Source organism: Flavobacterium labens (genome assembly GCF_048286755.1).
Lineage (GTDB): Bacteria > Bacteroidota > Bacteroidia > Flavobacteriales > Flavobacteriaceae > Flavobacterium.
In genome coordinates, this window is record NZ_JBLVPL010000005.1 from 17,854 (window position 1) to 43,518 (window position 25,665).

The following is a 25,665-nucleotide window of genomic DNA, read 5'->3' on the forward strand; positions in this document are numbered from 1 at the left end:
GGTTTCGAAAAAATTTAAAACAGGTATCAAGTGTTCGATTCCAATCCCTGACAGCCCACAAAAAACTCCATTAGAAATAATGGAGTTTTTTTATGTCTTGACTTTTTTAAAACCTCTGAGCTATAAATGGCAGATAACAGGATTATGTTATGCGTCTTTTTTCTTTAGAATTCGTCCCCTTGGCTCATCACCCTCATAAAGCGCAATTTCAGAATGTAGAAACTGTGCGGCAGCTGCAGAGTCATTAACTTTTGTAGCACTGCGTTCTAACATTTCTGATTCAAACTCCGTTAATACGCTTTCCCTTATTCCAACTTTTCTCCATTGAGATAAAGGCCTGCATCCTCTTGAGATCACGCGAGCCAATGATAGTGCATCTAGAAGCGCTTGATTTGCACCTTGTCCTTTGAATGGACTCATAGGGTGAGCTGCATCTCCAATCAGAGTTACTTTCTGTGTTTTTGACAATAATCCTGGTTCGAGTAATTCCCGGTCATACACAGGATAGCCAGAAATCTGTGCTTCTAGTGTCGCTTCTAAAATTTGAGGAATAGGATTGTGCCACTGAGTTCTACGACACGCTTCTTCCTTGAGTGCTTGAGGTCCTTGAGCACTTAACGCCTTAGCATCTTCTTCTGGCATTGGGAAACTCAATTGCCACATTACGGAGTCTGAAGCATAAGGCATCATATAGATTCGCTCATTACCATTGGCAGTTTGAAATACTGTTGCCGAATCCAGTAATGGACTATTAAGACCTTTGAGTGCTTTCAAAGGACAGATGCCTAATATCACAATACAACCCAGATAACGTAAAGGGCTAATACTATCACCAATGAGTAATCTTCGTACCGAACTTCGAATTCCATCGGCTCCAACTACGAGATCCGCCTTGGCAGTCTTGATTTTCCCATCCACGTGAAAGCTTAGATCAACACCTTTGCCCTCACATTCCTTAAAATCTATTAACTGATGTCCCCACTGTACCGAATCCTGTCCGCCAAGTTGTTGCAGTAACGCTAATCGCAAAGATTGTCTTGCGATATGCACATTGGTACGTTTTTGAAAAGTTTTAGCATCCGATTGGATCCACTTTCTGATTCCCCACTCACCAATAACTTTTCCTTCTGTAGTATGAACCACATGTCTTGTGGAAATCACACCTTCCTCTAATGAAAAAACACCCAGTCCTTCAATTGCTTTACTTGCTTGCTGCAAAGTAAGTCCATATCCCTGAGACCTGGCTTCAAAATTATCATCGCGCTCATAAAGGGTAAAAGGAATTCCGCGGTGCAAACAAGCGACAGCAAGAGCTACGCCTCCAATACCTCCTCCAATAATGGCAAGGTGTGGATAGTTTTCTTGATCTGCCATAGGAGAATTGACTGCTGGAATCAAACCTGATCCGGAACATTTTGGGCAGGAGTGAAGGTGCCCTTTAGGAAGGGCAGGAATACTTCCCTCGCCATTCGTCTTTTCAAACTGGTCTAGTGCTATCTGATATTGGAGTCGCGCTTTCTTAGTTAGTCCTCGACTTTTCTTGCCTCTTCCTTGACATTCTGGGCACATAGTCCAGCTTATTTCTTTATTTCCCGCTTTTTTCACTTCATTATTCATTTAACTAATGCTGGTCCCAATTATTAACTTCTATATAATTTAACGGCAGAAATTTACATTTTTCAACGTTTTGTCATTTGTGGCAGTTGCGTAATTTTAAGTCAAAAGATTTACAACACAAAACTACTTTTTCAAATTGAAATAGAAGGATTTCACAGTGCTGTTTTATTGAATTTTTTTTAATTATGTAAAAAATAGTTTGCAAATAGATTCGTAACAACTTCATTAGGAATAATGGAGTTTTTATTTCTTAGAATTTAGCAGGTATAAAGCAGAAAAAAATCATCATTAAAAATTAAAGGTTTTTTAAATAGATTTGAATGCGTTTTTACTTATCCTAAATTAGGAATATATAAACCTAAAGATGTATATCATCAAAAGGACAATTTTATTCGAACTATTACTGGGTTAGTATTATCGGCGAGCGCTCAAAAGAGAGTAAAAACCACTGAATTTAACCGAAAATGGCATGAAAATTAATCCAATGTCAATGCACCGAGAATTTCTTCAGACATGAAAGGGCCACCCGGATATTTTGCCGTATAATCCAGATTCATCCAGATTTGACCGCGCTCATCAACGTGATAATGAAGTTTATTTTTATTGCTTTCATTAACAAATAATACATTTTTAATTAGAAAATTGACTTTTTCTAAATCAGTCAGAGAGCCTATCAGTATTTCTGGGTAAATATGTCCAGTAGTATGGATTAATCGGGGAGTTCCACCGATAGATTTGATACTGGCAGCCATAAGTATCGAATGATCATCACAATCTCCAGAAAAATAAAGCAGTGATTCCGTAGCCGTAGCAATATAATCTCTTGCTTTTGGGTCGCTTACATAATTCCATCGGCTATTTATTTCTTTGAAAACGGCGAAGCATTGAATGATGGTTCTGTAATCAGAATACCCTTTTACATCTTTAAAATGCTTAGATGTAGCCATAACTGCAAAATTCCTGATTTTAGGATTTTGATATTCGATGGCATTGATAATTTTTGATTTATTGGGAAACGGAAGTAACTTGGCAATAATAATATCCTGTGGATATGGATTGTCAGACATCGTGTACATGATTGAATTATAATCTTCAAAAACACTGTTAAATCCATAGTTTCCAATTGTAGAGCCGTACACTAAAACCAATAAATATAGAATAATACAAAAGAGGATAATCGTTCGTAAGAATCGAAGTATGATTTGAATTATCACAATCATCACCAAAAACAGCACTACTCTGTCAATATTCAAAAACCAGTTCGGGTTAATTAAATTTTGATGAACAATGATAAATAATGGAATAGCAATTAATATGTTTAGGATAAAAATAATAACGTCATCCCAAGGTTTTTTGACCTGGAATCGCTGTTTAATACCCTGAAAATTAATTTCTTTTATTTTTATCATAGTAAAAATAAAAACAGAAATCTAGACTGTTTTTACAATATCCTCAAAAGTACCTTTTTTATCGATAATTTTAAGTTGAAAAAGTTGATTTTGAACTTTGTTTAACATTTCAGTTGATAATGGCTTTTGTGACCATTGTGTTAACGATAACCATTCTTGAATATCTTCTATTTTTTGATGGTACTTTAAAGCCAAGGTTTTATCGATACTTGGAATGTCTTTAAAATCTTCTGTAGTTTGATTAATGATTGCAAGAATTTTTGAAATAAGCACTAGATTATTTTCTAAAACTTCTTCACGAACCGCAATTACAAAACAAGGCCAAGGTGTTGGGCAATCCCCAATTCGTCGGAAAATTCCTTTATCGACTAATGGTTTGGTCATGAAACGTTCCCACATAAAATAATCAGCAGTTCCGTTTGTTAAAGCTTCAACAGCACCATCGATAGTATTTACAATTTCGAACTGAAGATTATCAGTTTTCCATCCTTGATTGTCAGCATTGACATACGCCATTAATTGAGAACCAGAACCCAATCTGGAAATGGCAACTATTTTATTTTCTAAATCAGCCAATGTCTTATAATTGGAGTTTGCCGCTACATGAATTCCCCAAATCAATGGGCTTTCCACATACACTTGAAGTATTTTGCTCGGGTTTCCGGCAACGATATCTTTTACAATTCCTTCGGTGAGGATTACAGCAATATCCGTTTCGCCCTCACGAAGCATTTGGCACATTTTTCCGGTTCCTTCAGGAACATCGGTCCATTGTAAATCGATATTTTCTTTTTCGAAATCTCCGTTTTCTATGGCTAAATGCCAAGGAAGATTAAAATGTTCCGGAACTCCAGCTATTTTTATTGTTTTCATTATAAGTTAGGATTTTTTAATTCGTACCAATTCCAAGAAACGCCGTCTTCAAGATATTTTTCGGTCATTTTTAGTCCAATTTTTTGTAATATTCTGTTTGAAGCGATATTATCCGTATGTGCTGCGGCTTCCATAATTTCTACTTTCATTACATTAAAACCATAATCTAGCCATGCAAAACTAGCTTCACTGGCGTATCCTTTTCCCCAGAATTTTTCGTTTAATCGATAACCAATATCATAGAAATGAATTTTGTTATTGACCATTTCAGTGTTGTATTTTAATCCGGCCCAACCAATTAATTCTTCGGTTTCTTTCAAAATAACAACAAATCGTCCAATATTATTTTGAACATACTGTGTTCTGACAGATTCGATATATGAATGTACTTCGCTGATATCCGTTAATGGTTTGTTCCAAAGATATTGATGTACCTTAGGATTGCTGTCCATTTCAAATAAAGCCTCGGCATCTGAAACGAGCATTTCTCGTAAAATCAAGCAGTCGGTTTCTAAAATAAGATTCATGTTTTTATTGAAAATTTGATGTTGAATGATTTAGCCCTGATAGCAGTGAAAATCCTTTTTCTTTTTTCTTTAAAAACGAAAAGATTAAAACGTATAGCAGGAAATAGCTCCTAAAATTACACATTAATATCTTTAAAATTATTTAATCTCGCATACCGAATCATATTGGTGAATGCCTCCTGATCCAGTTTTGGTATTTCAAGTATGGAATTCAACAAAGTGGTATCGTATTCATTCGCAGCTGTTGTCAAATAAGGGCTTAAGTGTTTTCCAATACTTTCATAATACAATTTTTCGATTGTGTTTTTATATTTAAAGTCTAACGAATTTTGTGTTAAAGTAAAATTGGTATAACCAACTTCCTTCATAATCAATCGCAATCCATTTACCATATTGAAACTTTTATTATGAACAATATTAAGCTGTTCTATATCGTCTCTTTCAAGAGTATTTACAATCACTTTTGCGACATAATCGACAGGAATAATGTTCAAAACGGTGTCTTCATTGACGATAAAACGCACATTTTCTTGATCTCCTTTTCGCTGGGAAGTGAAGTGAAAGAATTTTGCCAAAAGATAAAAAACCATATATTTCGATATAAAATACGGATTTTCTGTTCCTAACATTTTGCCTCCAATCACACTTGGACGCAGAATTTGAAAGGGCAAGCCTATTTTTTTACATTCTTGTGCTATAAAATTTTCCGAGTGGAATTTTGCATTTTCATACGCATTGCGATGCTCTGGTTTGAATCCTAAACTATGAAAATTATTGTCAATCAATCCATTTCGGTTTCCAGATGAAAAAGCAGTTCCTATGTAAATAAACTTTTTTATGAAAGGATGAAATATATTGAAAAGGGATTTTGTAATTTTGGTGTTTTCGTCAAAAATCTTTTCGCGTTGTTCTTCATCGGTAGATAAATTCACGAATCCCGCCGAATGAATAAAATAAGCATCTTTTATTTGACTTGAAAAAGTATCCTGAATTTCAGCCAAATCAGTATCAATGATTTCAATGTATTCGTGCAGTTTTACGATTCCGTTGTCTTTTATGATTTTAGGAGTATAACTGCTGGATAAAAGTTCGTTTATGCGATCTAAAGCAGATTTTTTTCCTTGATTTCGGGCAATTATAAAAAGTTTGCCCTCCATTTTAGTGTTAATAAAAAGTTCCAGAATTTCATACATAATATGAGATCCCAAAACTCCTGTTGCACCTGTAAGTATTATTTTCATTATCGTTTTGTTCTAAAAACAAATGTAGTTTTAAAAAAATTAAAAGAACTTTTTTAAAACTACAAATGGGTACGGTTTTGAAAATTAATTTCTCTATCCTAAAGCAATTTTTTCTAATGTATACGCAATCAATTCATCAACTGCTTTGTATGGATCATCACTGAATGTTCCCGAAGCACGGTTGGCAATAATAGCGTTTAATGACAATGCTTGATGTCCTAAAAGCGCCGAAAGCCCATAAATTGCTGCTGTTTCCATTTCTAAATTTGTGATTTGGTTGTCACCAAATTTAAAATTATCCATTTTAGCATTCAACGCTTCATCTTGAATATTCAAACGCAACACTCGACCTTGCGGACCGTAAAAACCACCTGCAGTTGCCGTAATTCCTTTGTGCATTTTGTCGCTTTCAATTATTTTTTCCAGTTTTTCGGAACAAGCAATTACGTATGGTTTTCCTTTTCTTAAATCCCAATTGGTGTGTTTCACAAAAGCATCTTCCATTTCCAGATTTGAAACTTCGTCAATCAAATAGGAGCGGAGCATGTTGTCCAATCCTAATCCAAATTTAGACATCACAAAACTATCCACAGGAATATCTGCTTGTAAAGAGCCCGAAGTTCCTATACGGATGATGTTCAATGAAGTCAGTTTTTCTTTTGTTTGACGGGTTACTAAATCAATGTTTACTAAAGCATCCAATTCGTTGATGACGATATCAATATTGTCAGGACCAATTCCTGTGGACATTACTGTAATTCGCTTTCCTTTGAAAATCCCGGTTTGGGTTTTGAATTCTCTTTTTTGTGTCGAAAATTCAATGCTGTCAAAAAACTGTGTGATTTTTTCCACGCGATTTTGATCTCCTACAAAGATGATATCGTGTGCAATATGTTCGGGTTTTAAATTTAAATGGTATACGCTACCGTCTGGATTTAATATTAATTCTGATGATTGTATCATTATTTTTTTGTTTAATGTTTAAGGTTTCAAGTTGCTCAACTGAATGCTAATAGCTAAACTCTGAACACTTTTTCTAACCTCCAACTCGTTTTGCTTTAAATCCTTTTTCTTTTAAAATAATCATTATTTTATCGCGGTAATCACCTTGAATAATGATAGAATCGTCTTTAAAAGTGCCACCAACACTTAATTTGGTTTTGATTTCCTTGGCAAGAATTTTAAAATCCTCGTCGCTTCCTTCGTAACCCTCAATTATAGTGGTTGCTTTTCCTTTTCGCTTTTCGAATTTACAAATCATTGGTTCTTTTTGAACGTATAATTCGTGTGCTACTTCTTCAACCGGCTCTTCTGGCGATGGTTCGTGATTTGGAAAAAGGTTTTTTAATTGGTCTTGTAAGTCCATAACTTTATATATTTTGAAGGCTGATAATGCTGAGTTAAATTGGTAAAAAACAAAAGACATTAAGCATAAACTTAATGTCTTTTAGTATTTGACTAAATTTAAGTTTATTTTTTAATAAGCCCTAAATCTACTAAACGCTCGTATAAATAAGCTCCCGCAGTAATATCTTCGAATTTTTTTGGATGTTCTGCATCAATACAGTTTTCCAAACAATCCAATTTCATATCACTCACCGGATGCATAAAAAACGGAATAGAATAACGTGAAGTTCCCCATAGTTCTCTTGGTGGGTTTACCACTTGGTGAATCGTAGATTTCAATTTGTTATTAGTATGACGCGATAACATATCACCCACATTAATAACTAATTCATCCGGTTCAGCAATGGCATCAATCCACTCTCCGTTGTGATTTTGCACTTGCAACCCTTTTCCTTGCGCACCCATCAACAAAGTAATCAAATTGATATCACCGTGAGCAGCAGCACGAATTGCATTTGCTGGTTCAGATGTGATTGGTGGGTAATGAATAGGTCTTAAAATTGAATTTCCGTCTTTCGCATATTGGTCAAAATAAAACTCATCCAAACCAAGGTGTAAAGCCAAAGCTCTCAAAACATAAACTCCTGTTTTTTCCAACATTTGGTACGCTTCTTTACCTACAACATTAAAACGGGGAAGTTCTTTAACTTCTACATTTTCTGGGTACTCCGAAGCGTATTTTGAATCTTCAGACACATATTGTCCAAAGTGCCAAAATTCCTTTAAATCACCTTCTTTTCTGCCTTTGGCATGCTCTGTTCCAAAAGAAACATAGCCTCTTTGCCCGCCAATTCCAGGGATTTCATAACTGTGTTTTGTTTCTAAAGGTAAAGCGAAAAAATTTCTGATTTCACCATACAATTCATCAACTAACTGGTCGTTTAAAAAATGCCCTTTGAGTGCTACGAAGCCAATATCTTCAAATGCACTTCCGATTTCATTTACAAATTTTTGTTTACGTTTCGGGTCGTCCGAAAGGAAATCACGCAAGTCAACACTAGGAATGTTTTGCATACTTTTAAATATTTTTTAATAACATGAAGGTTAAAAACCTTGCAGATACAAATGTAAAGAATAATTTTATATCTGAATTTTAAAACTTATAAACAATATAAAAAAATATAACAAAATAACACTAAACTGTTATATTTTTTTATCTTTGAACCATACAATAAAACCAAAAAAATGATCTTCGACAGAAAAAATCTTACTGACAATCAATTATTAGATTTATATAAACGAATACTAAAACCGCGACTTATAGAGGAAAAAATGTTAATCCTTATTCGTCAAGGTAAAGTCTCTAAATGGTTCTCTGGAATTGGTCAAGAGGCTATTTCTGTTGGTGTAACAGCAGTTTTAGATTCGGATGAGTACATTTTGCCAATGCACAGAAATCTTGGTGTTTTCACTGGAAGAGACATTCCGTTGTACCGCCTTTTTTCGCAATGGCAAGGTAAAGCTAATGGTTTTACTAAAGGTCGTGATCGCAGTTTTCACTTTGGAACACAACAATACAAAATTATAGGTATGATTTCGCATTTAGGTCCGCAATTGGGTGTGGCTGACGGAATCGCATTAGCCAATAAACTCAAGAAAAACGGAAAAGTTACGGCAGTTTTTACTGGTGAAGGAGCAACAAGTGAAGGCGATTTTCATGAAGCATTAAATATTGCTTCGGTTTGGGAATTACCGGTGATGTTTGTCATCGAAAATAATGGTTATGGATTGTCAACTCCTACAAACGAGCAATACCGTTGTGAAAACCTTGCCGATAAAGGGATTGGTTACGGAATAGAGAGTCATATTATAGACGGGAATAATATTCTGGAAGTATTTAATTTATTATCCGAATTGAAAGCTTCGATGAAAGAAAAGCCACGTCCTGTTTTATTGGAATTTAAAACTTTCAGAATGCGCGGGCATGAAGAGGCGAGTGGTACTAAATACGTTCCGCAGGAATTAATGGACATGTGGGCGATTAAAGATCCAGTAGAAAATTATAAAAAATATTTGATAGATAACGGAGTTCTGACCTCCGATTTTGATGCGGCTTTACATGCTGAAATAAAGAAGGATATTGATGAAAGTCTGGCTATTGCCAATGCGGAACCGGAAATTGAAGCTACTTTAAGTGAAGAGCTAAATGACGTTTACAAACCGTATGTATTTGAAAATGTTAAACCTTCAGAAGAAAAAGAAAATATTCGTTTTATAGATGCGATTTCTACCAGTTTGAGACAATCAATGGAACGCCATGAAAACTCCGTAATCATGGGCCAGGATATTGCTGAATATGGTGGTGCTTTCAAAATTACTGATGGATTTGTAGCGCAGTTTGGTAAAGAACGTGTCATCAATACGCCAATTTGTGAAAGTGCAGTGGTTTCGGCAGGAATGGGATTGTCGATTAATGGATACAAAGCGATTGTGGAAATGCAGTTTGCTGATTTTGTTTCAACAGGATTTAATCCAATTGTCAATTTATTAGCCAAATCACATTACCGATGGTTAGAAAAAGCAGATGTTTTAGTCCGAATGCCTTGTGGTGGAGGAACCCAAGCGGGACCTTTTCATTCGCAAACTAATGAAGCTTGGTTTACCAAAACACCAGGTTTAAAAGTGGTTTACCCAGCATTTCCTTTTGATGCGAAAGGTTTGTTGAATACTTCCATAAACGACCCGAATCCTGTATTGTTTTTTGAACACAAGCAATTGTACAGAAGCGTTTACCAAGATGTTCCAAAAGAATATTATACGATTCCATTAGGAAAAGCGGCTTTGTTGAAAGAAGGAAATGATGTTACAATTATTTCGTTTGGAGCAGCGGTACATTGGGCTTTAGAAACTTTAGCCAAAAATCCAGAAATTTCGGCTGATTTATTGGATTTAAGGACCTTACAACCTTTGGATACCGAAGCTATTTTCGCATCGGTAAAGAAAACAGGAAGAGTAATTATTTATCAGGAAGACAGTATGTTTGGTGGAATTGCCAGCGATATTTCGGCAATGATAATGGAAAACTGTTTCAAATATCTTGATGCTCCTGTAAAACGAGTAGCAAGTTTAGATTGTCCAATTCCTTTTACAAAAGCATTGGAAGATCAATATTTGCCAAAAGGTAGATTTGAAAATGAGCTGAAAGAACTTTTGGCATATTAATTTATAAGTTAATAATTGGGTTATTTTTAGGGTTTCAATTCTAAAAATAACCTAATATCCAATAGATAATAATAAAAATTAGAATTGTGCCAAAACAGCCTCCTCCTAATTTTTTTGCGCCGTAACCTGCTAATATTGTCTTGAAAAATCCATTCATAACTTTAAGAGTTTAAGTATTCTTTAAAAGTAATGAATATTTTATTAACGCAGTATTTTAGTTTAGTTTAAAAAGTGTTTTTTAAAAAATTAAAGTCTTATCGATTAATCAATTTAGCTTTTTCCTTAATAATAGTACTGATTTTTCGGTTTTCAATTTTGCTTTCGAGCCAAGAAATAATATCGAGATAAAGAAAAGCTCTTTTTTCATAGGTGTTTTTTTCCAATTCTATAAAGCGCGCTCTCATTTTTACAAATTCCTTTTTGATATCTGTTGGATAAATGGAGTTTAGATTCTTCAAAAACTTAATGATTTCTTTTTGCACTTCATGTAAATCATTCATTTTGATTAGGAATTTATAGGTGTTCTTCAACTGATTTTCCAGATAATAATCTTTCCCTAATTCATAATGCGCAATCAAACAGAGTATTCGGGCAAAACACATCAAATCTTCTCGCATGGAAAGATTTTTGTTGTTTATGATTTTCTCTAAATAAAAGATACACTCCGCATATTTTTCGTTCCCAAAATAAATTGACGCAAATTTATAATAGAACAACATTTCGTGATGTTCATCAAGATGGTCCGTGTGAATTTTTAATTTATTTAATACTTCAGGAATTAAGTATTCGCTTTCGGCAAAAGTACCTTCCAGAATATGGTAATTTAATTTATTATTATAGACATATAAAAATGATAAAGACGCAATGTTATCATTTACCGGGAAATGGGAATCTTTGATAGTATCTTCCAGCAGTTCTAAATACTTTTTAAATTTAGATTTGTACTTCAACATGTATAAAGATTCTAATAAATAATGGTTTCCTTTTAGGAAAAACACAGGATTTAAATGAATCATACTTGGATTATCATAAAACAGGGCCACCCATTTTAAAGAATATTTATAGCAGGAAAGAAAATCCTGTACCAGAAAACTTCTCCAAAGATTGGCGTTATAAAACCAGTATTTTTCCCTAAATCCGAATTTTTTCTCATCAAATTTTGAAATATGCTTATGGAAATAATCGTCTATATATTTGTATTCTTCGTCACTTTTCACATAACCAGTTTTAAGCATTATACCATACAATTGCAGGGATAAGTTAGATAATTTACTGGAAATGGTATTGCGATAATTTAATTCTTTAGCTTGAACGACTAATTCATCAGCGCGTCCTTGAATACTTCGTGTTATGTATTGTGATTCAATAAGTTTTTCAAATTCTACAATTTCATAAGCCATCAGTTTTTCGTCATTCTCTAAAGCTAAAATTTTTGTTTTATCCAAAATTTTTAAACTCTGCTTGTATAACCCTTTATTGTACAATATGGCAGCAAAATCAATTTGTTCTCTTAGTTGATACCGAATGTTCTGGCTGGGAATATTCAATCGGATGCTCACTAAAATTTGTTTGTACAGGTATGATTTTAGATTCGATAATTGTACTTTTTTAATGATACCACTTTTCAGAATTAGTTTCTCATCATAGACTTCTGATTTGTCTAAAATATTGAATAATTCGATGAATTTTGTATTCGAACTTGTTTCTAATCGGCTTGCAAAAATCTTGAATTGTCTTTTTTCAGATTTTGAAAGTGATTTTATTAATACAAATAAGAAATCTTTTTGATGGTTAGCCATTGTAAAATATAGTAATGTAATTTACTGTTAATCAATAAGTTATAAACTTATTATTTGCTTTATAAGCAGTATATTTCATTAAATTGAGTTTTATAATAAAGTAATGAAAGATATTTTTGTTATCAAGATGTGAAATTACATTAAATAAATGAAAATGAATAGAGAGAAAGTTCAAATTTTTGATACCACTTTAAGAGATGGCGAACAGGTCCCAGGATGTAAATTAGATACCAATCAAAAACTAGTTATTGCAAATCGACTGGACGAAATGGGTGTTGACATCATAGAAGCTGGTTTTCCTGTTTCTAGTCCAGGTGATTTTTTATCTGTTTCAGAAATAAGTAAAGTTGTTAAAAATGCAGTTGTCTGCGGATTAACAAGAGCAGTGAAAAATGATATTGATGTTGCTGCGAAAGCTTTAAAATATGCAAAAAGACCTCGTATACATACTGGAATTGGAACTTCTGATTCGCACATAATACACAAACTAAACACAACCAGAGAAGATATTATTGCCAGAGCAAAATTTGCCGTTTCACATGCTAAAACTTATGTTGAAGATGTAGAGTTTTATGCTGAAGATGCTGGTAGAACAGACAATGAATTTTTGGCTCGAGTTTGTGAAGAAGTAATAAAATCAGGTGCTACCGTACTTAATATTCCAGATACCACAGGATATTGCTTACCAGAAGAATATGGTGCAAAAATTAAGTATTTAAAAGAAAACGTCAAAGGGATTGAAAACGTAATCTTGTCTTGTCATTGTCATAATGATTTAGGAATGGCTACAGCTAATTCAATTGCAGGGGCAGTAAATGGAGCTAGACAAATAGAATGTACGATTAATGGAATAGGCGAAAGAGCCGGAAATACTGCTCTTGAAGAAGTAGTGATGATTTTCAAACAACATCCTTATTTGAATTTAGATACAAATATCAATACTCGTCAACTGAATGAAATGAGCCGATTGGTTTCTGAAAGTATGGGAATGATGGTTCAACCAAATAAAGCGATTGTTGGTGCTAATGCTTTTGCACACAGCTCTGGAATTCATCAGGATGGTGTGATAAAAAACAGAGCAACTTATGAAATCATGGACCCTTTAGAAGTAGGTGTAAATGAATCTTCAATAGTTTTAACTGCCAGAAGTGGTAGAGCAGCATTGGCCTACAGAGCAAAAAAAGTAGGTTATGAACTTACAAAAGTGCAATTAGATGTTGTTTATGTTGAATTTTTAAAGTTTGCCGACATTAAAAAAGAAGTACTTGATGATGATATTCATCAAATAATTGAAGCTTGTAAAATGAATAAGGAATTACTCCTTAACTAAAATATTTTGATTTCTAATAAAATCTAAATCCTACGATTATGAACTTAAAAATAGCAGTACTTTCAGGAGACGGAATAGGTCCAGAGGTAATCTTACAAGCAAAAAAAGCATTGTATGCAATTGGTGTAGTTTTCGATCATGAGTTTGTTTTTGAAGATGCCCTTATTGGTGCTGTTGCTATTGAAAAAACAGGAAATCCTTTGCCGGAACAAACATTGAACCTTTGTTTGAATACAGATGCTATATTGTTTGGAGCTGTTGATGATTCAAAATATGATACCCAATCAGATTCAAAATCACTACCTATACAAGGGTTACTAAAATTGAGACAAGCACTAGGATTGTATGCTAATATAAGACCTATCAAACCATATAATGACCTATTAGATTTATCTCCTTTAAAAAGAAAAATAATTGAAGGCGCTGATTTTATAATTTTCAGAGAAATTTCTGGAGGATCTTATTTCAGTGAAAAAAAGATCAACGAACAAGGAACTTTAGCATCTGATTTATGTGAATATTCAGAAGAAGAAATTATTCGTATCAGTCATTTGGCTTTCAGAACGGCTCAGAAAAGAAAAAAGAAATTGACTTTGGTTGACAAAGCCAGTATTCTGGAAACGTCAAGATTGTGGAGAAAAGTAGTAACAGAAATTGCTGAGGGATATCCTGATGTAACTCTAGAATTTCTTTTGGTGGATAATGCTGCAATGCAAATCATCATTAATCCAAAGCAATTTGATGTCATTTTGACCGAAAACTTATTTGGTGATATTTTATCGGATGAAGCAAGTGTAATTACAGGTTCAATTGGATTATTGCCATCCGCATCTTTAGGAAATTCAAATGCACTTTTTGAACCTATTCATGGATCTTATCCAGAAGCTAAAAGAAAAAATATTGCTAATCCTATTGCTTCAATAGTATCAGCAGCAATGCTTTTGGAACATTTTGGTCTACATATTGAATCGCAAAAAGTATACGAAGCGGTTCATAAAGCAATCGAATTAAATGTCGTCACTGCCGACTTGAATCCATATTCAAAATTTGGCACTAATGAAGTGGGAGATTTTGTTTCGAATTATATTCTAAGTAAAGACGACTTATATTTTAAAAGTGACAATGTCTACATAGGCCAATCGACCATAGTTTAAAAAATAAATAATTGATGGTACCTATAATTTTTCAGAAAAACATATTACCTACAAACTAACATAATAATGGAATTAAATAAATACAGCAAAATAATCACGCAAGATGAAACACAACCAGCTTCTCAGGCCATGTTGTACGGAATTGGATTAACTGAAGAAGATCTTAAAAAAGCGCAAATAGGAATTGTGAGTATGGGTTATGATGGAAACCCTTGCAATATGCACCTAAATGATTTGGCTAAAGATATTAAGACTGGCGTCTGGGCAGTAGATTTAGTTGGTTTGATTTTCAATACTATTGGTGTCAGTGATGGTATTTCAAATGGTAATGATGGAATGCGTTTTTCTTTGGTTTCTCGTGATGTAATTGCAGATTCTATTGAAACAGTTATGGGAGCTCAGTGGTATGATGGAATGATTGCTGTTCCAGGTTGTGATAAAAATATGCCAGGAGCGCTAATGGCTATGGGTAGAGTCAATCGCCCTTCTATTATGGTTTATGGAGGTTCAATTCACCCAGGAAAATGGAAAGGTGAAGATTTGAATATTGTTTCTGCTTTTGAAGCATTAGGAAAAAAATTCAATAACACTATTACACCTGAAGATTTTAAAGGTGTGATTCAAAATGCTTGTCCAGGTGCAGGTGCTTGTGGTGGAATGTATACTGCTAATACCATGTCATCTGCGATTGAAGCTTTAGGAATGAGTTTGCCTTATAGTTCTTCTAATCCTGCTTTGAGTCCAGAAAAGAAACAAGAATGTGCTGATGCTGGTAAAGCCATCAGAATATTATTAGAAAAAGATATTAAGCCTAGAGACATTATGACTCGTAAAGCATTCGAAAATGCGATTACAATTGTGGCAGTCTTAGGAGGTTCTACTAATGCGGTTATGCACTTAATTGCAATGGCACATTCAGTAGGTGTTGATCTTACCTTAAAAGATTTCCAAGATATTAGTGATAAAACTCCATTACTTGCTGACTTGAAACCAAGCGGTAAATATTTAATGGAAGACTTACATAATGTAGGTGGTGTTCCGGGAGTAATGAAATATTTATTGAAAGAAGGTTTCTTACATGGAGATTGTTTAACGGTAACCGGAAAAACAATTGCTGAAAACTTAGCTTCTGTTCCTGATTTGAATGATGGACAACAAGTGATTCATGAAATCCAAAAAGCATTAAAAGCTACTGGAAATATTCAAATTTTATACGGAAACATAGCTTCAGAAGGTTGTGTGGCTAAAATTAGTGGTAAAGAAGGTGAGTTTTTTGAAGGTACAGCAGTAGTTTTTGAAAACGAGCATGATGTTATTAAAGGAATTAGAGGAGGCGAAGTAAAACCAGGAAATGTGGTTGTTATTAGATATTGTGGTCCAAAAGGAGGTCCGGGAATGCCTGAAATGCTTAAACCAACATCCGCAATTATGGGAGCTGGCTTAGGAAGTACTGTTGCTTTAATTACTGACGGACGTTTTTCTGGAGGTTCGCACGGTTTCGTAGTAGGCCACGTTACACCAGAAGCCTACGAAGGCGGAGGAATTGCTTTAATAGAAAACGGAGATGTGATTTCAATTGATGCTGTACAAAATACTATCAATATGAAAATATCTGATGAAGAATTCGCAAAACGTAAAGCCAGTTGGAAAAAACCAGAATCACCAATTAAGCAAGGAGTATTACTTAAATATATGCGTTCGGTCTCAAGTGCCTCTGAAGGATGTGTAACCGATAAATAATTTTCAAAAAAGAAGAGATAGAAATAAGATATTTTAAATAGATGTTTCTAATTCTAAAAAATAATAAACGTACCCATGGGAACAAATAAAATATCCGGCGCCGAAGCCGTTATTAGATGCTTATTAGAAGAAGGAGTAGATTTGGTTTATGGCTATCCAGGTGGAGCTATAATGCCAGTTTACGACGAATTATATAAATTTCAAGATCAATTACAGCATGTTTTAGTGCGTCATGAACAAGGGGCAACGCATGCTGCACAAGGTTTTGCAAGAGCAACAGGAAAAGTGGGAGTGGCGATTGCAACTTCGGGGCCGGGAGCCACAAATTTAGTCACAGGAATCGCTGATGCGCAAATCGATTCGACTCCTATGGTTTGTATTACAGGACAAGTAGGAAAGCATTTACTAGGGTCTGATGCTTTTCAAGAAACAGATATTATTGGAATTTCGACTCCGGTAACCAAATGGAATTATCAAATTACCGAAGCTTCAGAAATTCCTGAAATCATGGCAAAAGCATTTTATATTGCCAAATCAGGTCGTCCAGGTCCTGTTTTAATTGATATTACAAAAAATGCTCAATTTGATGAAATAGAGTTCAGCTATAAAAAATGTACCAGTATTAGAAGTTACAATCCGAAACCAGTTTTAAATATTGACAAGGTTAAGGAAGCAGCTGAAATAATTAATACTGCTAAAAAGCCATTTATCATATTTGGTCAAGGAGTAATTCTTAGTGAAGCGGAAGCTGAGTTAAAAGCTTTGGTTGAAAAATCAGGAATTCCGGCAGCTTGGACTATTTTAGGACTTTCGGCAATGCCAACAGATCATCCATTAAATGTTGGAATGGTGGGAATGCACGGAAATTATGGACCTAATGTTTTGACTAATGAATGTGATGTTTTAATTGCCCTTGGAATGCGTTTTGACGATCGTGTTACAGGAAATTTAGACACTTACGCCAAACAAGCCAAAGTAATTCATCTTGAAATTGATCCTGCAGAAGTAGATAAGAATGTAAAAACTACTGTAGCCGTTTTGGCCGACTTAAAAGAGTCTTTAACAGCTTTACTTCCTTTAATTGAAAGTAACTCTCATGAAGCTTGGCACAATGAATTCAAAGAGAAATATGAAATAGAATTAGAAGCGGTAATCAATGACGAGTTAAAACCAAAGAGAGAAGGAATTTCTATGGGAGAAACGATTGAAATGATTAACAAACATTCTAAAGGAGATGCCATTATGGTTTCGGATGTAGGACAACACCAAATGTTTGCTTGTCGTTATGCCAAATTCAATTCGACAAAAAGTAATGTAACATCAGGTGGTTTAGGAACTATGGGATTTGCTTTACCGGCTGCAATTGGAGCCAAAATGGGAATGCCAAATCGTGAAGTCGTAGCCATAATTGGTGATGGAGGTTTTCAAATGACTATTCAGGAATTAGGAACTATTTTTCAGACAAAAGTTCCTGTGAAAATTGTGGTCTTGAACAATGAATTTTTAGGAATGGTACGTCAGTGGCAACAATTGTTTTTTGACAAAAGATACGCTTCTACGGAAATGATCAATCCTAATTTTATAGCCATTGCTGAAGGCTATTATATCAAAGCGAAAAAAGTAACTAAAAGAGAAGATCTTGATGCTGCCGTTGCCGAAATGATGGCTTCAAAAGAATCTTATTTTCTTGAAGTTATGGTAGAAAAAGAAAATAACGTATTCCCAATGATTCCTACAGGAGCATCGGTTTCGGACATTCGTTTGTCCTAAAATAGTTTAAAGTTTAAGGTTTAAAGTTGTTGGAACCCGAAAATAATGTTGCGCAACTTTAAACTTTAAACGATAAAACTTTAAACATAAAAAAATGGAAAATAAAACATTCACCATTTCTGTTTATTCAGAAAACAACGTTGGCTTATTAAACAGAATATCTGGAATATTCTTGAAACGCCATATCAATATTTTGAGTTTAAATGTATCCGAATCTGAAATTGAAAATGTTTCCAGATTCATCATTGTAGTTAATACAACCGAAAAATGGGTACAAAATATAGTGGGACAAATCGAAAAACAAATCGAAGTCATAAAAGCATTTTATCATATTGATGAAGAAACTATTTTCTTGGAAAATGCATTATTCAAAATTGAGTCGAGCTTGCTTTTTGATGAAAAACAAATTCAGAATATAATTAAAGAAAGCCACTCTGAAATAGTTACAGTTTCAAGAGACTTTTTTGTGATTTCAAAATCAGGACAACGTGCTGAAATAGAATCGTTGTATGAAAAATTAAAACCTTTTGGTATCATGCAATTTGTACGTTCCGGAAGAATATCAGTTTCCAAAGAAAAAATGGAAATTTCAACACTGTTGGAAGAACTTAAACAGTAATTTGTTTAAGTTTTAATTAGTAAATCTATCAATTATTAAATTTCACAATCATTAAATAATAAAAAATGGCAAATTATTTCAATTCATTACCACTTAGATTACAATTAGAACAGTTAGGCGTTTGCGAATTCATGGATCAATCTGAATTTGTAAATGGAATAAAAGCTTTAGAAGGAAAAAAAGTAGTCATTGTAGGATGTGGAGCACAAGGTTTGAACCAAGGTTTGAACATGAGAGATTCTGGATTGGATATTTCTTATGCATTGCGCGCAGATGCAATTTCAGAGCAAAGAGCTTCGTTTAAAAATGCTTCTGATAATGGATTCAAAGTGGGAACGTATGAAGAATTAATCCCAACAGCTGATTTGGTTTGTAACCTTACGCCAGATAAGCAACATACTGCTGTAGTTACCGCAATCATGCCTTTGATGAAAAACGGATCAACTTTGGCTTATTCTCACGGTTTTAATATTGTCGAGGAAGGAATGCAAATTCGTAAAGACATCACTGTAATTATGTGTGCGCCAAAATGTCCAGGATCTGAAGTACGTGAAGAATATAAAAGAGGTTTTGGTGTGCCAACTTTAATTGCAGTTCACCCAGAAAATAATCCAAACGGAGAAGGTTTTGAACAAGCAAAAGCGTATGCTGTTGCTACTGGTGGTCACAAAGCAGGAGTATTGAACTCTTCATTTGTTGCCGAAGTAAAATCGGATTTAATGGGAGAACAAACCATTCTTTGTGGAATGTTACAAACAGGTTCTATTTTATGTTTTGATAAAATGGTTGAAAAAGGAATCGAGCCGGCTTATGCTTCAAAATTAATTCAGTATGGTTGGGAAACTATAACTGAAGCTTTGAAACATGGTGGAATTACAAACATGATGGATCGCTTATCAAATCCTGCAAAAATTGAAGCGTATGAATTAGCAGATGAATTAAAAGACATCATGCGTCCGTTGTTTCAAAAACATATGGATGATATTATTTCTGGTGAATTTTCAAGAAATATGATGATTGACTGGGCTAATGATGATATTAATTTATTGACTTGGAGAGCTGCAACTGCAGAAACTAATTTCGAAAAAACAGCTCCAACAGCAGCACATATTTCAGAGCAAGAATATTTTGATAATGGTGTTTTGATGATTGCAATGGTAAAAGCAGGTGTAGAATTAGCTTTTGAAACAATGACTCAAACAGGAATTATTGAAGAATCAGCTTATTATGAGTCTTTACACGAATTGCCTTTGATTGCAAATACTGTTGCAAGAAAAAAATTATATGAAATGAACAGAATCATTTCGGATACAGCAGAATATGGTTGTTATTTATTTGACCATGCTTGTAAACCGTTATTAACAGATTTTATGAAAACGGTAGATACTAATGTGATTGGAAAATCTTTTTCAACTTCAAATGGAGTAGATAATGCAGTTCTTATTGCTGTAAACAAAAGCATTCGTCAGCATCCAATTGAGGAAGTAGGAGAATGGTTGAGAGAATCGATGACTGCCATGAAAAAAATAGGATAATAAAATAGGAATTACCACACAAGAGGGTGTGTTGGGATTAGCACTATATCATTTGATTTCATAATATTTTGAATTAGTTAAAACTTATTAATAAAAAATAAATGGATATGGATGCTTATACATTCACTTAACTTTAAACGAGCTTAAAGTTAAGTGAAGTAGTCCCTATTAAAAAAAAAATGGGAATTAGTAGAAATATCATGTTTATTTTCTAATAAATCATGCTAAAAAATTAGTAGTAGAATTCCTTGATTGGAACTAAATAGTTTTGGTTGATTATTGTTCAAAAAATCATCGTTTTTAGTACTAAATTAATTGTTGTTAAATTTTGTTGATACATAAGGTGAGGTGGATTTAAATCCATCTCGCCTTTTTGTGTTTTACTTATTTTAGCAAAAACAGCAAAAATTAAACAAATTAGGATTAAAAGTGCTTTTTTATTTGAGAATCTATTTTTTTTAGCAAGTATTTATGATTTAAATAATTTTAAGAATAGCGAGAGATTTAATACTTTTATAAAAAATTATAACATGAGCTACTACAAAATTGAAAATCTAGAACAATATTTTAAACATTACAATAAATCAGTTCGTGAACCTAGAAAATTTTGGGGTAAAATAGCAGAAGAAAATTTCACTTGGTACCAACAATGGGATAAAGTTGTTGAGTTTAATATGGCTGATGCCGATATCAAATGGTTTACTGAAGCAAAAGTCAATATTGTCAAAAATTGTATTGACAGGCACCTTGCTAAAAGAGGAGAAAAAACAGCCATTATTTTTGAACCAAATGATCCAACAGAAACTGCACTACATATTACTTATAATGAATTGCACCAACGTGTTTGCAAAATGGCAAATGTATTGCGTGAGCAAGGAATAAAAAAAGGAGATAGAGTTTGTATTTATTTGCCAATGATTCCTGAATTAGCAGTTTCAGTATTGGCTTGTGCCAGAATTGGAGCCATACATTCCGTTATTTTTGCAGGATTTTCATCTACAGCAGTAGCGACTCGTATTAACGACAGTGAGTGTAAAATGGTAATCACATCTGATGGAGGTTTTCGTGGTAACAAAACCATTGATTTAAAAGAAATCGTTGATGAAGCATTGGAAAAATGTAATTGTGTCGAAAAAGTTTTAGTAGCCAAAAGAATTCATTCCGATATTACTATGAAAGAAGGTCGTGACCAATGGTTGCAGCCTCTGTTAGATCAAGCATCAGACAATAATGTTGCCGAAATTATGGATGCCGAGGATCCATTATTTATACTATACACTTCAGGATCAACTGGAAAACCAAAAGGAATGGTGCATACTACAGCGGGTTATATGGTGTATACCGCGTATACGTTTAAGAACGTTTTCAATTATGAAGAGAATGATGTTTTTTGGTGTACTGCTGATATTGGTTGGATTACAGGACATTCGTATATCCTTTACGGGCCTTTATTGAACGGAGCGACAACAGTAATTTTTGAAGGAGTTCCTTCTTATCCTGACTTTAGTCGTTTTTGGGAAGTTATTGAGAAACATAAAGTTACACAGTTTTATACTGCTCCAACTGCTATTCGTGCTTTGGCAAAAGAAAATATAGAATTTGTACAAAAATATCCATTGAAGTCACTTAAAGTAATTGGATCTGTAGGTGAACCAATCAATGAAGAAGCTTGGCACTGGTACAATGACCACGTAGGTGATAAAAGATGCCCTGTTGTAGATACGTGGTGGCAAACAGAAACTGGCGGTATCATGATTTCGCCTTTGGCATTTGTTACACCAACAAAACCTACGTATGCAACTTTACCGTTACCAGGAATCCAACCGGTATTAATGGATGAAAAACGCAATGAAATAGAAGGAAATCAAGTAGTTGGTAGTTTATGTATTAAATTTCCTTGGCCAGGAATTGCCAGAACCATTTGGGGCGATCACCAGCGCTATAAAGACACGTATTTCTCTGCTTTTCCTGGTAAATATTTCACTGGAGACGGAGCTTTGCGTGATGAAGTAGGGTATTATAGAATTACTGGTCGTGTGGATGATGTGGTAATTGTTTCAGGTCATAATCTGGGAACAGCACCAATAGAAGATGCCATCAATGAACATCCAGCTGTTGCTGAATCTGCTATTGTAGGTTTCCCGCATGACATCAAAGGAAATGCTTTGTATGGATTTGTTATACTTAAAGAAACTGGAGAAACGAGAAATAAAGAAAATCTGGCGAATGAAATTAATCAACACATATCAGACCATATTGGACCAATTGCTAAGTTAGATAAAATTCAGTTTGTTTCTGGTTTACCAAAAACCCGTTCTGGAAAAATTATGAGACGAATTCTTCGAAAGATTGCGGAAGGGGATTATTCTAACTTTGGAGATATATCAACTCTTTTAAATCCTGAGATTGTAGAGGAAATAAAAGAAGGAAAACTATAAATTAATTAAAAGCCGTTTGTAACAAAACGGTTTTTTTTTTGAATGGAAAATATAAAATCAGAGTTTATACCTAATCAAATAATTATGTAAGTTTTATTTGTAATAGTATAGTTTCTTTATCAAACAAATCCATAAATTTACTACCTATGAAAGATAAAGAAGTTATAATTATCGGTGGTGGTTTAGCGGGATTGACTTCGGCTATACATTTATCTAAAATTGGACTTCAGGTTAAGGTAATCGAAAAAAATAGTTATCCTAAACATAAAGTTTGCGGCGAATATATATCTAATGAAGTTTTACCATACCTCAATTGGTTAGATTTAAACATAGCCGATTTAAAACCTACAAATATCACAAATCTTGAGTTTTCGACAGCAAACGGAAAAACAATTAAAAGTGTTCTGCCTCTTGGTGGTTTTGGTATTAGTCGTTTTACTTTAGACGAATATTTATATAAAAAAGCACTTGAAAACGGCTGCAAAATTTTGCAAGACAATGTTGAAAACATAGCCTTTGACAACAATCAATTTACAGTTACGACCGCTAATAAAAATATTTTAAAGTCTGAAATAGTTATTGGCGCTTTTGGCAAACGTTCTAATGTAGACCAAAAATTGAATAGGGATTTTATAACTAAAAAATCATATTGGTTAGCTGTAAAAGCACATTATTCTGGCGATTTCCCAATTGATGTAGTTGGACTGCATAATTTCAAAGGCGGATATTGTGGTGTTTCTAAAGTAGAAAATAATATGATTAACGTCTGTTATTTAGCTGATTACAAAACTTTTAAGCAGTATAAAAATATAGAGGAATATCAAAAAAGTGTAGTTTCTGTAAACCCTCATTTAAGAGTAATTTTCGAAGAAAGTAAATTGCTTTTTGAAAAACCCTTAACAATAAGCCAAATATCTTTCGAAAAAAAACAAGCAGTTGAAAATCATATTCTAATGATTGGCGATACCGCAGGATTAATTCATCCTTTGTGCGGTAACGGAATGGCAATGGCAATTCATAGTGCAAAAATTGTTTCAGAATTAGTGCAAAAATATTATACCAAAGAAATCAAATCCAGAAATGAACTGGAAGAAAAATTCATTCACGAATGGAATCTAAATTTCAAAAAAAGACTTAAAACCGGCCGCTTTTTATCCAGTATTTTGCAAAAGCAAAAACTTTCAGCTGTATTGATGCGTTTATTAATTATATTTCCTTTTTTATTGCCAATTATCATTCAGAAAACTCACGGAAAACCAATCATTCTAAACTCCTAAATGACACTAAACACCAAATATAGAACTGATAAACCGGAAATCATGGACGATTTTGCCATGGAAGGTGAGATTTTACGTGATGCATTGGATAAAATAGCTAAAATCAATCAGCTTTTAGGAGGAAATCAGTTAACTTTAAAAGGAGTACAAGAATTGATTCAGGATTCCAAATCAAAAGAAATTGTAATTGTGGACGTCGGCTGTGGCAATGGCGATATGTTGCGGACTTTAGCTGATTTTGGACTTAAAAACGATCTAAAATTCCAGTTAATAGGCATCGATGCAAACAATTTTACAATTTCGCATGCACGAAAATTATCCGATAAATACGCTAATATTAGTTATCGCTGTGAAGATATTTTTAATGAATCATTTAATGATTTAAAGTATGATATTGTTTTATGTACTTTGACATTACATCATTTCAAAGACGATGAGATTGTACAATTATTGAAAGTTTTTTATAATAATGCAGCAATAGGAATTGTAATAAATGATTTGCATCGAAGTGCGGTTGCTTATCGTTTATTTCAAGCTTTATGTTTTGTGTTTCAATTGAATGATATGTCTCGAGAAGATGGATTGACTTCAATTTTAAGAGGTTTTAAAAAAGAAGGGTTAATCGAATTTTCTAAAAAATTAAATTTTAAAAACTATAAAATTCATTGGAAATGGGCTTTTCGTTACCAATGGATAATTTCAAAAATATGAGTGTAAAAATCAAAACCGTAACCAAACAGTTACCTAAATATTCAAGAAATACAGATGAAATTATTCCTTTTTTGGATGCTTGGCTCGTTGGACAAGACAAGCGTTTCATTAGAAAAGTAAAGAAAATTTTTGAAGGTGCAGCAGTTGATAAACGGTATTCCATTATGGATCCAATTGAAGTGTTTACCAAAACTTCATTTGAGGAAAGAAACGATATTTATGTTCGTGAAGTGATTGATTTAGGCGAAAAAGTATTGGAAAAAGCGTTAGAAAAAGCCAGTTGGAAACCTGAAGATTTAGATTACATCATCACAGTAAGTTGTACTGGAATTATGATTCCGTCATTGGATGCTTATCTTATTAATAAGTTAAAATTGCGTCAGGATATCGTTCGGCTTCCCGTTACTGAAATGGGTTGTGCCGCCGGAATTTCGGGGATAATTTATGCTAAAAACTTTTTGCAGGCTAATCCCGGAAAACGTGCTGCTGTAATTGCAGTTGAAAGCCCAACGGCAACCTTTCAATTAAATGATTTCTCTATGGCAAATATAGTAAGTGCTGCAATTTTTGGCGATGGAGCAGCTTGTGTTTTACTTTCTTCCCATGAAGATGATGAGGGACCGGAAATTGTATCAGAGGAGATGTATCATTTCTATGATAATATCCACATGATGGGTTTTAAACTCACCAATTCTGGTTTGCAAATGGTATTGGACATTGAAGTTCCAGAAACGATTGCTTCTCATTTTCCAGATATTATTCATCCATTTTTAGAAAAAAACAATTTAAAAATAGAAGATATTGATCATTTGATTTTTCATCCAGGAGGAAAGAAAATTGTCCAAACTGTTGAAAGTTTGTTTTCTAGTTTAGGTAAAAATATAGACGATACTAAAGAAGTTTTGCGTTTGTATGGAAATATGTCAAGCGCAACAGTTTTATATGTTTTAGAGCGAATAATGGAAAATCAGCCTAAAAAAGGAGAAAAGGGTTTAATGTTGAGTTTTGGCCCAGGTTTTTCAGCGCAACGCGTTTTATTGCAGTTTTAAATCAATT

Annotated in this window: 20 protein-coding genes; 11 read left to right on the forward strand and 9 right to left on the reverse strand. The window is 33.8% G+C overall.

Annotated features, from left to right (window positions below; all coding sequences use genetic code 11):
- Positions 1–147: 147 nt before the first annotated feature.
- The 8 genes from ACNQF8_RS11565 to ACNQF8_RS11600 form a co-directional block, all read right to left on the reverse strand.
- Positions 148–1,569 (reverse strand): FAD-dependent monooxygenase, encoded by a 1,422-nt coding sequence (locus tag ACNQF8_RS11565; RefSeq protein WP_417952417.1) that lies wholly within the window; start codon positions 1,567–1,569, stop codon positions 148–150.
- A gap of 524 nt (positions 1,570–2,093) precedes the next feature.
- Complete coding sequence (locus tag ACNQF8_RS11570) at positions 2,094–3,026, reverse strand: transglutaminase (RefSeq protein ID WP_315209762.1); 933 nt, start codon at positions 3,024–3,026, stop codon at positions 2,094–2,096.
- Positions 3,027–3,047: 21 nt separating this feature from the next.
- Positions 3,048–3,899, reverse strand: a complete 852-nt coding sequence (locus ACNQF8_RS11575) for a substrate-binding domain-containing protein (RefSeq protein WP_417952419.1) — start codon at positions 3,897–3,899, stop codon at positions 3,048–3,050.
- Positions 3,899–4,426 carry a GNAT family N-acetyltransferase gene (locus ACNQF8_RS11580; protein WP_417952421.1) on the reverse strand — a complete coding sequence of 176 codons (528 nt, stop codon included), beginning with the start codon at positions 4,424–4,426 and terminating at the stop codon, positions 3,899–3,901. Before ACNQF8_RS11580 ends, ACNQF8_RS11575 begins: the two co-directional genes overlap by 1 nt.
- Before the next feature lie 116 nt (positions 4,427–4,542).
- Entirely contained in the window at positions 4,543–5,667 is a 1,125-nt protein-coding gene (locus tag ACNQF8_RS11585; RefSeq protein WP_417952422.1) for an SDR family oxidoreductase, read from the reverse strand.
- A gap of 93 nt (positions 5,668–5,760) precedes the next feature.
- Entirely contained in the window at positions 5,761–6,630 is an 870-nt protein-coding gene (locus ACNQF8_RS11590) for a nucleoside phosphorylase (RefSeq protein WP_417952423.1), read from the reverse strand.
- A 73-nt stretch (positions 6,631–6,703) separates the two neighbouring features.
- Positions 6,704–7,033 carry a translation initiation factor gene (locus ACNQF8_RS11595; RefSeq protein ID WP_417952424.1) on the reverse strand — a complete coding sequence of 110 codons (330 nt, stop codon included), beginning with the start codon at positions 7,031–7,033 and terminating at the stop codon, positions 6,704–6,706.
- Between the two features lie 104 nt (positions 7,034–7,137).
- Entirely contained in the window at positions 7,138–8,088 is a 951-nt protein-coding gene (locus ACNQF8_RS11600) for an isopenicillin N synthase family dioxygenase (protein WP_099715567.1), read from the reverse strand.
- 171 nt (positions 8,089–8,259) lie between these two features.
- Here ACNQF8_RS11600 and ACNQF8_RS11605 point away from each other — a divergent pair, with 171 nt between their 5' ends.
- On the forward strand, positions 8,260–10,236 hold the full coding sequence (locus ACNQF8_RS11605; RefSeq protein ID WP_417953603.1) for an alpha-ketoacid dehydrogenase subunit alpha/beta: 1,977 nt from the start codon (positions 8,260–8,262) through the stop codon (positions 10,234–10,236).
- A 254-nt stretch (positions 10,237–10,490) separates the two neighbouring features.
- Here the strand turns inward: ACNQF8_RS11605 and ACNQF8_RS11610 are convergent, their stop codons facing one another.
- Entirely contained in the window at positions 10,491–12,035 is a 1,545-nt protein-coding gene (locus ACNQF8_RS11610) for a hypothetical protein (RefSeq protein ID WP_315209790.1), read from the reverse strand.
- Positions 12,036–12,189: 154 nt separating this feature from the next.
- On the opposite strand from ACNQF8_RS11610, the gene ACNQF8_RS11615 reads away from it, so the two are divergent.
- The 10 genes from ACNQF8_RS11615 to ACNQF8_RS11660 all read left to right on the forward strand — a co-directional run bounded on the left by ACNQF8_RS11615 (position 12,190) and on the right by ACNQF8_RS11660 (position 25,658).
- Positions 12,190–13,365: a 2-isopropylmalate synthase gene (locus ACNQF8_RS11615; RefSeq protein ID WP_417952426.1), complete on the forward strand. Its 1,176-nt coding sequence runs from the start codon at positions 12,190–12,192 to the stop codon at positions 13,363–13,365.
- 38 nt (positions 13,366–13,403) lie between these two features.
- Positions 13,404–14,519: a 3-isopropylmalate dehydrogenase gene (gene leuB / locus ACNQF8_RS11620; RefSeq protein WP_282713015.1), complete on the forward strand. Its 1,116-nt coding sequence runs from the start codon at positions 13,404–13,406 to the stop codon at positions 14,517–14,519.
- Positions 14,520–14,585: 66 nt separating this feature from the next.
- Positions 14,586–16,259, forward strand: a complete 1,674-nt coding sequence (gene ilvD, locus ACNQF8_RS11625) for a dihydroxy-acid dehydratase (RefSeq protein WP_417952427.1) — start codon at positions 14,586–14,588, stop codon at positions 16,257–16,259.
- A gap of 75 nt (positions 16,260–16,334) precedes the next feature.
- Positions 16,335–18,029, forward strand: a complete 1,695-nt coding sequence (gene ilvB / locus ACNQF8_RS11630; RefSeq protein ID WP_417953604.1) for a biosynthetic-type acetolactate synthase large subunit — start codon at positions 16,335–16,337, stop codon at positions 18,027–18,029.
- 94 nt (positions 18,030–18,123) lie between these two features.
- A complete protein-coding gene (ilvN, locus tag ACNQF8_RS11635) occupies positions 18,124–18,648 on the forward strand; it encodes an acetolactate synthase small subunit (protein ID WP_315209807.1) in 525 nt (174 codons plus the stop codon).
- A 65-nt stretch (positions 18,649–18,713) separates the two neighbouring features.
- Entirely contained in the window at positions 18,714–20,183 is a 1,470-nt protein-coding gene (gene ilvC, locus ACNQF8_RS11640; protein ID WP_417952429.1) for a ketol-acid reductoisomerase, read from the forward strand.
- 530 nt (positions 20,184–20,713) lie between these two features.
- Positions 20,714–22,621: an acetate--CoA ligase gene (acs, locus tag ACNQF8_RS11645; protein WP_417953605.1), complete on the forward strand. Its 1,908-nt coding sequence runs from the start codon at positions 20,714–20,716 to the stop codon at positions 22,619–22,621.
- A gap of 146 nt (positions 22,622–22,767) precedes the next feature.
- Positions 22,768–23,898 carry an NAD(P)/FAD-dependent oxidoreductase gene (locus ACNQF8_RS11650; protein WP_417952431.1) on the forward strand — a complete coding sequence of 377 codons (1,131 nt, stop codon included), beginning with the start codon at positions 22,768–22,770 and terminating at the stop codon, positions 23,896–23,898.
- On the forward strand, positions 23,899–24,609 hold the full coding sequence (locus ACNQF8_RS11655) for a methyltransferase domain-containing protein (protein WP_417952432.1): 711 nt from the start codon (positions 23,899–23,901) through the stop codon (positions 24,607–24,609).
- Positions 24,606–25,658 carry a type III polyketide synthase gene (locus ACNQF8_RS11660; RefSeq protein ID WP_417952566.1) on the forward strand — a complete coding sequence of 351 codons (1,053 nt, stop codon included), beginning with the start codon at positions 24,606–24,608 and terminating at the stop codon, positions 25,656–25,658. Before ACNQF8_RS11655 ends, ACNQF8_RS11660 begins: the two co-directional genes overlap by 4 nt.
- Positions 25,659–25,665: the final 7 nt, after the last annotated feature.